A 12,334-nucleotide genomic window follows, 5' to 3' on the forward strand; every position below is an offset into this window, starting at 1 on the left:
GTTCAAGTGGGTAGGTCGACGGACCGTGGCCGCCGGGCGAACCATGACGGCGCTCATCGAATTTCCCTGATCGTGCTCAATGAAATTCCCTACCCGTGAGCGGTCTTCACTGTAGTGGTTGGCGGGTTCCGGTGGTGGCTTTGCGGAGCTTCTCCGATCTGGCGTTGTGGTCTCGTAGGCGGTAGGAATCGCCGTCGAGGTTGAGCACGACCGATCGATGTAGAAGTCGGTCGAGCATGGCTGCGGCGACGGTGTTGTCTCCGAGCACTTCACCCCAGGATCCGACGCCACGGTTGGTGGTCATCACGATCGATGTCTTCATATACCGTTGCGAGACAACTTGAAACAGCGCTGATGCTGCCTCACCGGGTAGCGGTAGGTATCCGAGTTCGTCGACGACGAGAAGTGTCGGTCCGGCATAGAACCGCATCGTCGTGGCCCACCGGCCCTCCAACGCAGCTCGGTGGCAGCGGGCGGCGAGATCGGCTGCGGTGGTGAAATACGTCCGATACCCAGCGTGTGCTGCGGCTCTCGCCAACCCGACGGACAGGTGCGTCTTCCCGACCCCGGGCGGTCCGATGAGCAGCACGTTCGTCGCTGTTTCGAGGTATCGGCAGGTCGCTAGCTCCTCGATGAGCTTGCGGTCGACACCGGCAGCGGCGTCGTAGTCGAAGTCCTCGAGCGAGGCTGGTGTCGGTAGGCATGCGAACCGAAGTCTTCCGGTCAACCGGCGGGCTTCGGTGGCCTCGACCTCGATCGAGAGCAACCGGTCCAGCGCCGCGGTCATCGACAGTTCCTCGGCTGCGGCTTGGTCGAGGACCGACGGTAGCGCTTCGGCCGCGTCGTGCAGTTTCAGCACTGCGAGATGTCCGCGCAAGCGTTGGTAGAGGCTCGCTGCTTCGGCGGTGTTCGGTGCCGGTATCCGGTCGGTGGATTTGTTGTCGGTCATGACAGGGTGTTCCTTCCGTGCGCGGCGCGTTCGTAGATCGAGAGGTCGTAGACGATTGCATCGCTCGTGTCGGATTCAGTTGCACCACTGCCGGCCTCGTTCAACTCTGCGTGCGTGGGGTGTGCTGTTCCGGTGGCGGTTCGCAGGATGTCCGCTGCAGCGAGAGACTCGGGTCCGGGTGGGATGCGTTCCTTGCGGCGGTGCGGGCGACCGGTGTTGGCGCCGGCCATCGCCGCTTGTTCGAGGGCGTAGATGTGGCCGTGATCGCGGACCATCGCACCGGTTCCGTCTGCTGCCAGCCGGTGTCTGGCGATGGTGATGTTCGAGGGGGTGACGATGTCGATGACATCGGTTCCGAGGACTTGGGTGACCGTCACGGTGGCCGATGCGAGCTCGGGAGGGACGGAGTAGCGGTTGCCGCGATAGGACACCAACGCCTGCCGGGAGACCACTCGTTCGGTGGTCACGATCGCCGGATAGGTGGTCGCTGGCATCGGGTGCAGTCCTTCGGAGGTGGCGAGCGTTGCTACCGATGTTTTGCCGTCTTTCGTCGCTCGCAGACGGGTATCGCCGCGGAGACTACAGAACCGATCGAGGCTGGCTTGGGCTTGCTCGACCGTCAGATCGTCGGCCAGTGTTCTCCACCAACGCTGTGCTGCAGTGTGATTGGACTTCTCTACTGCACCTTTGCGGTTCCCGCGCCTCGGTGGGCAGATCGCGACGGACACACCGTAATGTTTGGCGACGCCGGCGAAGCTGGCGGTGATCCGACCCGATTCGGGAAGACACACGGTCGCCATTCGGTCGAACCGCCACACCCTGCTCACCCCGCCGAGGCCCCGGCAGATCCGGTCGAGCCCGTCGACGACACGCGGCTGAGTCATCTCGGGTGCAAGGATTCCGCGCCATTTCCCCGAGCACGCCAAGGTCCCGACGAACAGATGTGCCATCGATCCCCATCCCCACGAGGCAGGTGGGTTGGGCAGATCGACCCAATCCCATTGTGTCTCTTCACCCGGCGGGTGTTCGATGACAGCGTTGGGTCTTTCGGTGGCGGTCAGGCAGGCTTGGCAGATCGGGCGTAGTCCCAACTCGCGGATCTTGCGGGAGAGCGTTTGATACGACATCGCGTAGCCAAGGTCCTCGAGCTCGTCGCAGAGCGTGCGCACCCACAAGTGGGGGTCGTCGAGTAGCCGTGCGGTGACGTAGGCGAGGAACACCTCGAACGGGTCCGGGATGCTGCGTTTGCGCACTCCGGGGGTGGTGGTGCCGTTCAGATACGACCGGATCGTCTTCGGGTCTCGGCCGGTGTGTCGGGCGATCGCAGCGGTCGTCCACCCGCGTTTCTTCAGGGCCTGTATTTCCACATCTTCCTCCTGTGTAAGCATGAGGAGCGGGTCTCCTTCGATAGCTGGTGTGTGGTCAGAGACCATCAGCTTCGGTGGAGACCCGCCCTCGTTGGCGATGCCACACGGGTAGGGAATTTCGATAAGCGAAACTAGGGAATTTCAGCGAGCGCCGTCAACCACACAGCCAGCCCAATATTTTGTTTCCGGTGGGGGCTGATGTGGGTGTGGCAGGGCCCAGATCGGCCGTGGTCCGACTAGCCTGGGGCTTTCATGCCGGTAGTTAGTGGCGGCGTGTCAAGATGGTGGAATGGTGCCTTGAACTGGGAGAATTCGACTTACCACAGTTGAAACCCGACCAGTTCGAGAGGCACCATCCCGGTGAGTAAGTCTACGTCGCCCTACCCCGCCCTGTCTGTCGATGCCACCGGAGGCGGCATCGTGTCGCACGCCGGAGCGGTGACACTGCTCCGAACCGCGGACGCTACCGGGCTCACCGCAGCGTTGTCCGGGCAGCTTTCGTTGTGGCGGAAACCGTTGGCGCAGTTCGACCCCGGCAAAATCATCACCGACCTCGCCGTGTCGTTGGCGCTCGGTGGTGACTGCCTCGCCGACATCGCGACCCTGCGCGAACACACCGCCGTGTTCGGGAAAGTACCCTCCGACCCAACCGTCTCCAGACTGATCGCAACCTTGGCCGCAGATGCCCCTGCAGTCCTGACCGCCATCGACACTGCCCGAGCAGCCGCTCGCGCCGCAGCATGGAAACATGCCGGCAAGGACGCACCCGATCACGGCATCACCGCAGACAACCCGATCGTGATCGACCTCGACGCCACCCTCGTCACCGCCCACTCCGACAAACAGCTCGCCGCACCAACATACAAGCGCGGGTATGGCTTTCACCCACTCCTCGCCTTCGTCGATCACGGGCAGGCAGGGACGGGCGAGCCCCTCGCAGCACTGCTGCGCGCCGGCAACGCCGGCTCGAACACCGCCGCCGACCACATCGCCGTCACCCGCGCGGCGCTCGCACAACTGCCGTTCACCACCGGCGGCCGCCCCGGCAAGAAGGTACTGGTCCGCACCGATGGAGCGGGAGCCAGCCATGTCTTCATGTCGTGGTTGCATCGGCAGCGGGTGTCGTATTCGATCGGGTTCGGGCTCACCGACGCCATGGTCGCCGCACTGGGCGAGGTCCCCGACACTGCGTGGTCGGTCGCGGTCGACGCCGATGAGAAGGTCCGCGACGGTGCCTGGGTGATTGACGCGACCGGTGTCCTCGACCTCGGGGCATGGCCGCCGGGGATGCGTGTGGTGATCAGGAAGGAGCGCCCGCATCCGGGTGCTCAATTGCGTTTCACCGATACCGACGGACTGCGGCTCACTGCGTTCGCCACGAACACAGTCCGTGGTCAAGTTCAGGTTCTCGAACTGCGGCACCGTCGCCGTGCACGCTGCGAGGACCGGATCCGTATCGCGAAAGATACTGGGCTGAGCAATCTTCCGTTGCACGGGTTCGATCAGAATCGGATCTGGCTTGCCATCGTCGCTCTCGCACTCGACCTGACCGCGTGGACTCAGATGCTCGGTTTCACCGATCACGACGCTCGCAGGTGGGAGCCGAAACGGCTACGGTTGCGGATTTTTTCCGTCGCCGGACGCATCGCCCACCATGCCCGCCGCATCCACCTGCGACTGTCGAAAAGTGCGACCTGGTCCGACCTGATCGTCACCGCACTGAACCGGTTGGCGGCACTGACCGCACCCGCCTGACCGGACCCACCGACCGATCGACCCGAAAGACCCCTCTCGGACAGTGGAACCGAGCGCCCAGCCGAACGATATCGGCACAGTCACCATGCCCGAAGCCGCAATCGAGCTCGAAAACCGCAATCTCGAACCGCTCAGGCCGACACATCGGCCTCATGCAAGATCGAGGCTAGCGGGGACCTGCGCAGCGCTCAAGCTCTTGCGACGTAGGTACGACATCCCAGAAGGCAATTAGGATACGAGTTTCGTCCGAACTGATGTCGTGTCGAATCACATGTCGCCGCGATACTCGTTGCGCAACGATGCCCGTCTGAAAGACGAAAGGAATGGGTGTCGAAGTATCGGTCAAGCACTCTATGTAGCTTCCCATCGATGGTCAGCGCAGGATCTGATCTTGATAATCGAGAAGTACCTGGCCGGGGATATTGGCCCCGAATTGGCCGAGGATTTCCTGGGCAAGGTCTACGCCGGCGAGGCGAGTGTCGGTGAGTAGTTGTGTTGCGGTGATGGTGTGGGACGCTGATATTTGGTCTGACTTGACGATGAGATTGTTCGAAATATCGCGCTTGTGGTCGCCGGAGATCAATTGGCGTCCGGCGATGTTGCTGAGCAGGATTTCAAATGTGATGGTGTCGCACTCAAGGGTGGAATCCGAAGCCTCGTTTGTAGGTCGGGGCTGCAGATTCCTTCTCCGAGTGTGCGGTGACGAGGGTGGCATCGAGGTCGATGACGATCGGATCCGCAGCGGTGATGTCGCGATCAGGAGCATGGTTGCCGGCGTGTCCCCACGCGGTCGCACGGGCCGATGCTCGGGCTGTGTCGATCGCGGTCAGCACTGCGGGCGCATCTGCAGCGAGCAACGCGATCAGTCTGGAGACGGTCGGGTCGGAGGGCACTTTCCCGAACACGGCGGTGTGTTCGCGCAGGGTCGCGATGTCGGCGAGGCAGTCCCCGCCGAGTGTCAATGACACTGCGAGGTCGGTGATGATCTTGCCAGGATCGAACTGCGCCAACGGTTTCCGCCACGGCGACAAGCTGCGCGAGAGTGCAGTGGTGAGTCCGGTGACTTCGGCGGTTCGAAGCAGCGTCACCGCTCCGGAGTGCGACACGACACCGGTTCCAGTGGCATCGACGGACAGGGTGGGGTACGGCGACGTAGACTTGCTCACCAGAATGGTGCTCCTCGTGCTGGCTGGATTGTTTCCTTCGCAAGATCAATCTTCGCAGCTCAGAGCACCATTCTTCTGTTCTGACACGCCTCACCTACCTACCGGCGTGAAAGCCCGAGGCTAGCGAAAGAGGAAGAAATGTCCGGACGCAGGATTGGCTACCGGTTACTGGACATTCTGCTCGGCGCGTGCTGCCGGTCACGAGTTGAGCCGGGGTTTACTGTCCGGGGACCCAGCTTCCGGATCGGCCGCCGCCGTCCGACACGCACACCGTGTCCATGCCTTCCGGTGAGACCGCGATTCCTCGTGTTGACGGATCGCACGATGCACCCTGATCGGCGTAGGCGATGATCGGTGCCGAGCGCACCCAACGTGCAGTGCTTCGGCCTGCGTAGGCGCATTTGAGGAACGTGCCGTCCGAGGAGGTGGCGTGGTTGTCCACGTCTGGATCGCAGGAATCGTCGACGGCGGGGAGAGCGAGGGGAGGTTCCTCCGTCAGCTCGATCGTCGTCTCCGCCGGTGGGGGAGTTGTCAGGGAAGGAACGATCACAGTGGCGGGTGCCGCTTCCAGCGGCGTCGCCGGGATCGAATAGTCCTGATCGGCGGTTGCGTTCGTCCAATCGTCGGCGGTCAGTCCGGTTCCGAGACCGTAGACGATGGTCGCGACCGCGATGGCCTCGATTGCGCCGAGCGCAAGACCAGCAATCGCCAGCCCGCGGCCAGCTGGCCGCCAGAACGTCAGAATCCCGAACACGATCGCGACGGGAAACAGCCCCAGGAGCGCTGCAACGAGCGCGATCACGGCGTATGGGTTGATCGGGTCGACTGTCTTGCCCTGACTCTTGTTCAGATCGACGGTCATCGCCGCGCCACTCCGTTCAGCAGGTTTAAGTAGTTGCGACGCTAGGCCGTCGGCCTCGGCCCGAAGAAACTACCCGCAGGTAACCATTCGGACGAATGAACACCTCCTCCAGACGCGTCGTGATGTGCTGACGGTGCCGGATCGAGCAGTTGCTGTTTTTGCGCGCAAGCGTAGCCGTCACGGCCGTCGCCACCAAGGCGAACGGATGCTCAGCAAGCAGGGCTGCGGCTCTGATGTTGCCCGAGAGTCACACGCTCGTCGTACAAAAGCTCGGAGCGGCAGGCAGTACGATAGGAACAGAGTTGAGGAGGTATCGAATGTCGATACGGTGGCCAGTCAGTGATCGTGAGCGGGCTATCGATGCTGCTCGGACTAACACTGCACTTGAGGGCGCACGCAGTACCGACGCAACCCGTGCGGATCAGGATGCGTATGTTCGCGGCGAGATAGATATCGCTGAGCTCGGGCAACGTGTGCGTAGCCGGTACAACCTCGCCTGACAGGGTTCGCTTTCGGTGGATGACGTACTCCCGTGGGATACCGGCGACGATGAGCTGAACTGGATTGGGTATTTCATTCCGGGCTCGTCGGTTTTGCGAAACCGCGTAGGAGCGACGAGCAAGGAAGCCCTGGCTGCCGCCGAGAATGACCTGGTGGAAGTACGAGTAGCGGAACTGCGCGAAAGCGTCGGCGCAATGGACCGAACATACGACTTGCTTCATCTGAAAGCGCTGCATCGGTATCTCTTCCAGGACGTGTATCCGTGGGCCGGCGAGTTGCGGACCGTCGGGATCGAGAAAGAGCACGAGTCGTTCATGACACCTGGCGACATCGGGCGTCCGGTCGCTTACATCGCTGCTCAGATCGCCAAGACGCAACAGCTTCGTTCGGTCTCAGACGAAGATTTACCCTCCCGGCTTGCGGAGATGTATGACTTCGTCAACTTTGCCCACCCCTTCCGGGAAGGAAACGGCCGCACGCAAAGGGAGTTCTTCGATCAATTGCTGTCCGAATCGAGCCGGGGACTGGCGTGGGATGCGATCGAGCTGACCGAACTGCACCGTGCATGCCACATTGCGCGCGCCGAGCAGACCATCGAGCCGCTGCGACTGATGTTCACGAGGATCGTCGACGACGACCCCGCCTACATATTCGGCCGTGGTACCTCCTGAGGCAGCACGATGAATTTATGCCGGAACGTCCTCACGTGCTTTTACGCGGCGATAATTTCTACGCGGACAGATCCCGCGTCGCGGCGCGTTCGGGATGCATGTCGAAGCTCATCACTTTAAATTGAGGTGGAGTCGAGTGACCATGACGGTCCGTTTAGACGAGGGGGGCCATACGGGACGCCGGTGGACCGAGGTACAGCCGTAGATGGTCATCTTTTACTCATCACTTTGGGGCGCACCCGGGTGGATTCACGCGGACGCCGGTGGTTACTTGATTCGCCGAACATCCAGCTCAACGGGCCAATGGTGGACGCGAGTGCATCCACTTGAATTGTTATCTCTCGTACAGCGGGTCCGGGGTTCGAATCCCTGATGGCGCACAAGAATGACCCCCTGACCAGCAGAATGCCGGTCAGGGGGTCATCTTTTTGCGTCGGGGTGTCAGGTCTACTCATCACTTCGAGGGCAAAGTGATGAGCGAATTAGGCTGGGTTTCTCCAGGTCGCGTTCGATTTTCCTGAGGGTGCAGAAGGATGGCCTGCTGACCAGCAGAAATGCTGTTTTCGTACCGGAGTCAGAGCGACCCGAGTTCATAGTCGAGCTCGAAAATCCCCGGTTTCGAAGACACGCTGAGTCGTGCGCAGTGTGGTCGGACCTTGTTGGCCGTAATTCGACGCATCCGACGCGCGTCGGATGCCAGGGGTGATACTCCCTCCGCGCGTTGGGTGACGTAGGCCACATAGACGACAGATGATGATGTCATGACGACATTCCCGACGCTGGACCCCGAGCTCGCTGCTGCAATTACCATGCTCCCCACCGTTAGTTTTTCCGATTTAGCCGCTGCGCGAACCACTTTCGACGCGCTGCTGGGCCCTTTGCTCGCTGACCTGTCGTACGACGGGGTCGACGTCCGTGAGATCGCAGTCCCGGGCAGTGACGATGACCCCGATGTCACTATCCGATTCATGACACCCTCGGCCGCACAGGGCCCATTGCCTGTCCTCGTGTGGATCCATGGCGGCGGTTTCGCCGTCGGCAACGCCCGATCCAGCGACCCCTACTGCATCGATGTAGTACGAGAGCTCGGCTACGCGGTCGCAAATGTCGAATACCGACTCGCCCCGGAAACGCCGTTCCCTGGACCTCTGAACGATTGCTACGCGGCCTTGTCGTATGTGCACTCTCACGCCGTAGAGTTGGGAATCGACCCCGACCGCATCGCAGTCGGCGGCCAGAGCGCGGGCGGCGGTCTCGCCGCGGGCACTGTCCTTCGAGCCCGCGACGAGCGTGTAATACCCGTCGCCTTTCAACTCCTCGAAATACCCGAGCTGGACGATCGACTGACCACCACATCGATGATGACTTTCGTCGACACACCGATGTGGAACCGTCCCAGCGCAATCCTGTCCTGGCAGTACTACCTCGGCGACTCCTATTCCGGCCCGGACGATACGAATGTCTCTGTTTACGCCGCACCTGCTCGGGCCGCCGATCTGGCTGGACTACCTCCGACGTACCTCTGCACCATGGAGCTCGACCCGCTTCGAGACGAAGGGATCGACTACGCACTTCGTCTTCTGCGCGCGGGTATCAGCGTCGAGCTGCACTCCTTTCCCGGCACCTTCCACGGTTCCGCCTTGCTCGCCACGGCCGAAGTCAGCAAACGAGGACACGCAGAGGGACTCGATGCTCTTCGGAGAGGCTTGCGCGTAGCGACCCCAAGCTCGTAGCTTCTATAGATGCAAGGACTTATGTACCGGCTCGCGGAGCTCGACGCCGACTCCGCGGGCCTTGTACGCGTCATCGACTACTTCGATGCTCTGGTTCGCCACCGCGCCGACACAGCGGCGATGATGAGAGCAAGCGCAGCTCTCGCAGATTGCGTTGTCGGCATGGACGTCTCCGGATGGCGCGAAGCGCGTCACAAGGCCAGGCGATGCGACCCACGCGGCCAATGGTCACCGGAACCTCAGCGCGCACCGTCGTCGACCAAGGACATCATTGTCGACGATGACGTAGTTGGAACAGTGTGGATAGAGCGCAACGGACCTCCTTTGCCACTCGACGATATGCTCGTCGACCGCATGGCCTTGACCGCAGCCGTCATCCTTGCGCCGCGCCGCGCGCCGACTCCCACTGAGCAGACCGAGAATCTACTGTTCCCCGTCGACGAGATCGCGGTGCTCACATCTCTCGTTGCGCTCGGCATCGAACCGACTACGTCACTCAGGGTTGCTGTGAGCGCGCACGGGTACACAGACTTGCCGACGAATCTCACAGCCGGCGCGTCGGTGCCCGTCCGGGTGAACGAGGAATATTGGCTCGTCCTTTCGGGCACGCCGCCTCAGCTTTCCACGCCGTCGTTTCGCGTGGGTGTTTCTCTGTCTGTGCCCGCCAACGAAATTCATCGGCATCTCGGAAACGCACGCCTAGCTCTGACCCAAGCGTCGGAGGATCGCCCCGTCTTCGTAGCCGATAGCTTGGGCGCGCTCAACCTTCTCGGCGCGGGGCACCGAATCGACTATGGTCACATACCCGACCTGGTTCGCGCCGCCGAAGTAGGACAAGATACGCATGGTCCGGAATTGATCGACACGCTACGGGTCTACTTGCGCGCGGGGACGCTTCGTGCGGCGGCCGACGCAATGCATCTACACCACAGTAGCGTGGCCCACCGATTGACCAAGCTGTCCGAGCGCATGGGGTACGCGGTCGACATAGTCGAAAATCGTGCTCGTGCAACCGCAATGATGATGATCCTGGACGGTACCGATTACGTGCCCAATGGCTGACTCGTCCGGACACGCATCCGATTAGTCCCATCTGAGCGCCGTCGTACAGTCGCCAGCCGAGCAACCACCCCACCTGCGCGTCGGTCATCACGGAATGTTCAGAGTAAGGACGCCTGGGCCCGCGACGCGAGAGACGCACGAACACATCTTTCGGCACGTGGTCTTCTGAGTTTCGCTGAAGAAGACATCACGGTGGTCGACGGTCCCGTCGACGTCGATGATGTCGACCTGGCACAGCCCGCATTCGCCTTTCCTGCAGTCGTACATCATGTCCGCCCCTGCACGTTCGAGGGCATCGAGTATCGAATCACCTTTGCCCACTGTGGTTTCGATACCCAGTCGCGGAACGATCACGCGGAATTCCTGCGCGTCGAACCACCCACTGTTGCCGAAGGTCTCGTATCTCAGGTTGGGCAGCGGTAGTTGCCGGTCGAGCCAGGTTCGTCGTACCGCGTCCATCAACCTGATGGGGCCGCACACGTACAACTCGGTGTTTGAATCGACGTCGGCCAATGCGGTCGAGATGTCGAGGCCGGTCCCTTCGTCGTCGATGTGCAGAGTGAGTCGATTTTGGTGTACGGCAAGGAGTTCGGGGACAAATGCCATAGAGGTGCGACTGCGTCCGACGTAGACGAAGCGGTAATCGGCACCGACCCTGCGCAGCGCTGCGGCCATCGCCGCCATGGCAGTGATGCCGATGCCGCCGGCGAGCAACACATACCGCGGTGCGCCGATGCGGAGGGGAAAGTTCTGCAGAGGCGCAGTGATCTCGAGTTCGTCTCCGGCTTTCAGTGAGTGCATGAAGAGAGATCCGCCTCGGGAAGTGGGTGAAAGACGAACTCCCAGGGTCACGCTCGTGCCGGTGACTCCGCCCGACACGATCGAGTACGAACGGATGTCGCCGGTATCGATCCTGACGTCGACGTGTGAACCCGGGGGAGCCCGGTGTGCCTGTCGGGTGCCGATGACGATCTTGGCGATGTCGTCTGCGACCGGTTCGACGGTCTGGACCGTACCGCGCTGCCAGGTGACCTTGTTGTCGACCATCTCAATTCACCACGCGGTCGATCGCGAAGGTGTCCACGTTCGCGGTAGAGGTGCGTTCGGATTCGATCATGCGTTGGATGATGCGCCGAACCCACATGCCGCCGGCGTCGATGTTGAGGTTGTAGAACTCGTGATCGGGGTTGGCGTCGATGGCGATCTGCTGAGCAGTGAGCATTGCCTCGTCCTCTCCGAACACCCCGTGCACACCGTCACGAAGTTGCGTGGTGATCGTCTGGCTTTCCAGGCGGTAGTTGCGCATGAACGCCCAGAAGTACAGCGCTGTCCTCTCGTCGACGGGCGTGATCGTGTTCATGACGAATCCGTTGACCCCCTGACTGCGGTCGCCGTCGGGCGCACCGGTGCCTGCCTTGGCTACACCGACGTCGATGCGGATGGTTCCCGGGGCCTGAAACTCGATGATCTGCCAGCGATCCACCTTGCCGCAGAATCCAGGGAATCGATCGTTCATGTTCTTGCGCCAGAAGGGCGGCGCGTCGATGTCGTGCATCCATCGGGTGACGGTGACCGTCCGTTCATCGTGGGTGACCTCGAAGTCGGATTCGCTGAGCTCGTCCTGACCGATGGTGGACGAGTGCACGAACTCTTCGTGGGTCAGATCCATCAAATTATCCAGTACCAGTTGCCAATTGGCCTGCACGTCGATGGTGCGCCCGTCTCCGGCCCATTCGAGAGAATCCATCTGAAACATATCCGGAATCAGTGTGGGATCGGCGAGAGTGGGGTCGCCGGGCCACACCCAGACGTAACGGTATCGCTGCTCGACGGGATACGAGGACACCATCGCCGACGGGTTGATGGTGTCCTGTGCGGGCATGCTCGTGCAGCGGCCGGCCGAGTTGTAACGCAGGCCGTGGTAGGGGCACTGGACCTCGTCGACGCCGACTCGCTTTCCTTTCGAGAGCGGAGCGAGTCGGTGCCAGCAGGCGTCCGCCAAGGCCACCGGCCGCCCGTCCGCGGTGCGATAGAGCGCCAACGGTTTGCCGGCAACGGTGCGCGAAATCAACCCTCCGGTGGTCAATTCGTGGTCCCACGAGACCGCGTACCACGCGTTCAGAGGGAAGGCCATGTTCTTGGCGGTCGCTCCGCCTGGGCCGAGATCGGTCATCGGTGGTCCTCGCCGGAAGTAGTTGCCGAATAACTATGAAGATAGCTATTGAGTGATGTGACGCACACACTATCTATCGATATAGTGATTGCGCA

At 61.8% G+C, this 12,334-nt stretch carries 11 protein-coding genes and 1 pseudogene; 5 read left to right on the top strand and 7 right to left on the bottom strand.

The window, feature by feature from the left end; translation table 11 throughout:
• Positions 1-106 precede the first annotated feature (106 nt).
• Both istB and WDS16_RS04685 read right to left on the bottom strand, forming a co-directional pair.
• A complete protein-coding gene (gene istB / locus WDS16_RS04680) occupies positions 107-949 on the bottom strand; it encodes an IS21-like element helper ATPase IstB (RefSeq protein ID WP_338886008.1) in 843 nt (280 codons plus the stop codon).
• Positions 946-2,337, bottom strand: a complete 1,392-nt coding sequence (locus WDS16_RS04685) for a Mu transposase domain-containing protein (RefSeq protein WP_338886009.1) — start codon at positions 2,335-2,337, stop codon at positions 946-948. The genes istB and WDS16_RS04685 overlap by 4 nt, the downstream gene beginning before the upstream one ends.
• A 339-nt stretch (positions 2,338-2,676) precedes the next feature.
• Here WDS16_RS04685 and WDS16_RS04690 point away from each other — a divergent pair, with 339 nt between their 5' ends.
• Complete coding sequence (locus WDS16_RS04690) at positions 2,677-4,071, top strand: IS1380 family transposase (RefSeq protein WP_338888780.1); 1,395 nt, start codon at positions 2,677-2,679, stop codon at positions 4,069-4,071.
• 373 nt (positions 4,072-4,444) lie between these two features.
• Here the strand turns inward: WDS16_RS04690 and WDS16_RS04695 are convergent, their stop codons facing one another.
• From WDS16_RS04695 to WDS16_RS04705, 3 genes and pseudogenes are all read right to left on the bottom strand, one after another.
• Positions 4,445-4,654 (bottom strand): hypothetical protein, encoded by a 210-nt coding sequence (locus WDS16_RS04695; protein WP_338890873.1) that lies wholly within the window; start codon positions 4,652-4,654, stop codon positions 4,445-4,447.
• Between the two features lie 55 nt (positions 4,655-4,709).
• Positions 4,710-5,237, bottom strand: a pseudogene (locus WDS16_RS04700) (transposase); the annotation flags it as partial.
• A 217-nt stretch (positions 5,238-5,454) separates the two neighbouring features.
• Positions 5,455-6,099: a DUF4190 domain-containing protein gene (locus WDS16_RS04705; RefSeq protein ID WP_338890875.1), complete on the bottom strand. Its 645-nt coding sequence runs from the start codon at positions 6,097-6,099 to the stop codon at positions 5,455-5,457.
• Positions 6,100-6,416: 317 nt separating this feature from the next.
• On the opposite strand from WDS16_RS04705, the gene WDS16_RS04710 reads away from it, so the two are divergent.
• The 4 genes from WDS16_RS04710 (at position 6,417) to WDS16_RS04725 (ending at position 10,066) form a co-directional block, all read left to right on the top strand.
• Positions 6,417-6,599, top strand: coding sequence for a hypothetical protein (locus WDS16_RS04710; protein WP_338890877.1), 183 nt, complete (start codon positions 6,417-6,419; stop codon positions 6,597-6,599).
• A 15-nt stretch (positions 6,600-6,614) separates the two neighbouring features.
• Positions 6,615-7,271, top strand: coding sequence for a Fic/DOC family protein (locus WDS16_RS04715; RefSeq protein ID WP_338890879.1), 657 nt, complete (start codon positions 6,615-6,617; stop codon positions 7,269-7,271).
• Between the two features lie 761 nt (positions 7,272-8,032).
• The gene (locus tag WDS16_RS04720; protein ID WP_338890881.1) at positions 8,033-9,004 is read left to right on the top strand and encodes an alpha/beta hydrolase; all 972 of its coding nucleotides are present in this window, start codon (positions 8,033-8,035) and stop codon (positions 9,002-9,004) included.
• Between the two features lie 9 nt (positions 9,005-9,013).
• Entirely contained in the window at positions 9,014-10,066 is a 1,053-nt protein-coding gene (locus WDS16_RS04725) for a helix-turn-helix domain-containing protein (protein WP_338890883.1), read from the top strand.
• A gap of 87 nt (positions 10,067-10,153) precedes the next feature.
• Here WDS16_RS04725 and WDS16_RS04730 read toward each other — a convergent pair whose 3' ends face one another.
• Positions 10,154-11,113 carry a PDR/VanB family oxidoreductase gene (locus WDS16_RS04730; protein WP_338890885.1) on the bottom strand — a complete coding sequence of 320 codons (960 nt, stop codon included), beginning with the start codon at positions 11,111-11,113 and terminating at the stop codon, positions 10,154-10,156.
• A 1-nt stretch (position 11,114) separates the two neighbouring features.
• The gene (locus tag WDS16_RS04735) at positions 11,115-12,239 is read right to left on the bottom strand and encodes an aromatic ring-hydroxylating dioxygenase subunit alpha (RefSeq protein WP_338890887.1); all 1,125 of its coding nucleotides are present in this window, start codon (positions 12,237-12,239) and stop codon (positions 11,115-11,117) included.
• Positions 12,240-12,334 lie beyond the last annotated feature (95 nt).

Source organism: Rhodococcus sovatensis, assembly GCF_037327425.1.
Classification (GTDB): domain Bacteria; phylum Actinomycetota; class Actinomycetes; order Mycobacteriales; family Mycobacteriaceae; genus Rhodococcoides; species Rhodococcoides sovatense.

Excerpts from the sequence above, each read along its gene's own strand:
- WDS16_RS04735 (WP_338890887.1), bottom strand. The coding sequence starts at position 12,239 with ATGACCGATCTCGGCCCAGGCGGAGCGACCGCCAAGAACATGGCCTTC.
- istB (WP_338886008.1), bottom strand. The coding sequence starts at position 949 with ATGACCGACAACAAATCCACCGACCGGATACCGGCACCGAACACCGCC.
- WDS16_RS04685 (WP_338886009.1), bottom strand. The coding sequence starts at position 2,337 with ATGCTTACACAGGAGGAAGATGTGGAAATACAGGCCCTGAAGAAACGC.
- WDS16_RS04725 (WP_338890883.1), top strand. The coding sequence starts at position 9,014 with ATGCAAGGACTTATGTACCGGCTCGCGGAGCTCGACGCCGACTCCGCG.
- WDS16_RS04710 (WP_338890877.1), top strand. The coding sequence starts at position 6,417 with ATGTCGATACGGTGGCCAGTCAGTGATCGTGAGCGGGCTATCGATGCT.
- WDS16_RS04705 (WP_338890875.1), bottom strand. The coding sequence starts at position 6,099 with ATGACCGTCGATCTGAACAAGAGTCAGGGCAAGACAGTCGACCCGATC.
- WDS16_RS04730 (WP_338890885.1), bottom strand. The coding sequence starts at position 11,113 with ATGGTCGACAACAAGGTCACCTGGCAGCGCGGTACGGTCCAGACCGTC.
- WDS16_RS04720 (WP_338890881.1), top strand. The coding sequence starts at position 8,033 with ATGACGACATTCCCGACGCTGGACCCCGAGCTCGCTGCTGCAATTACC.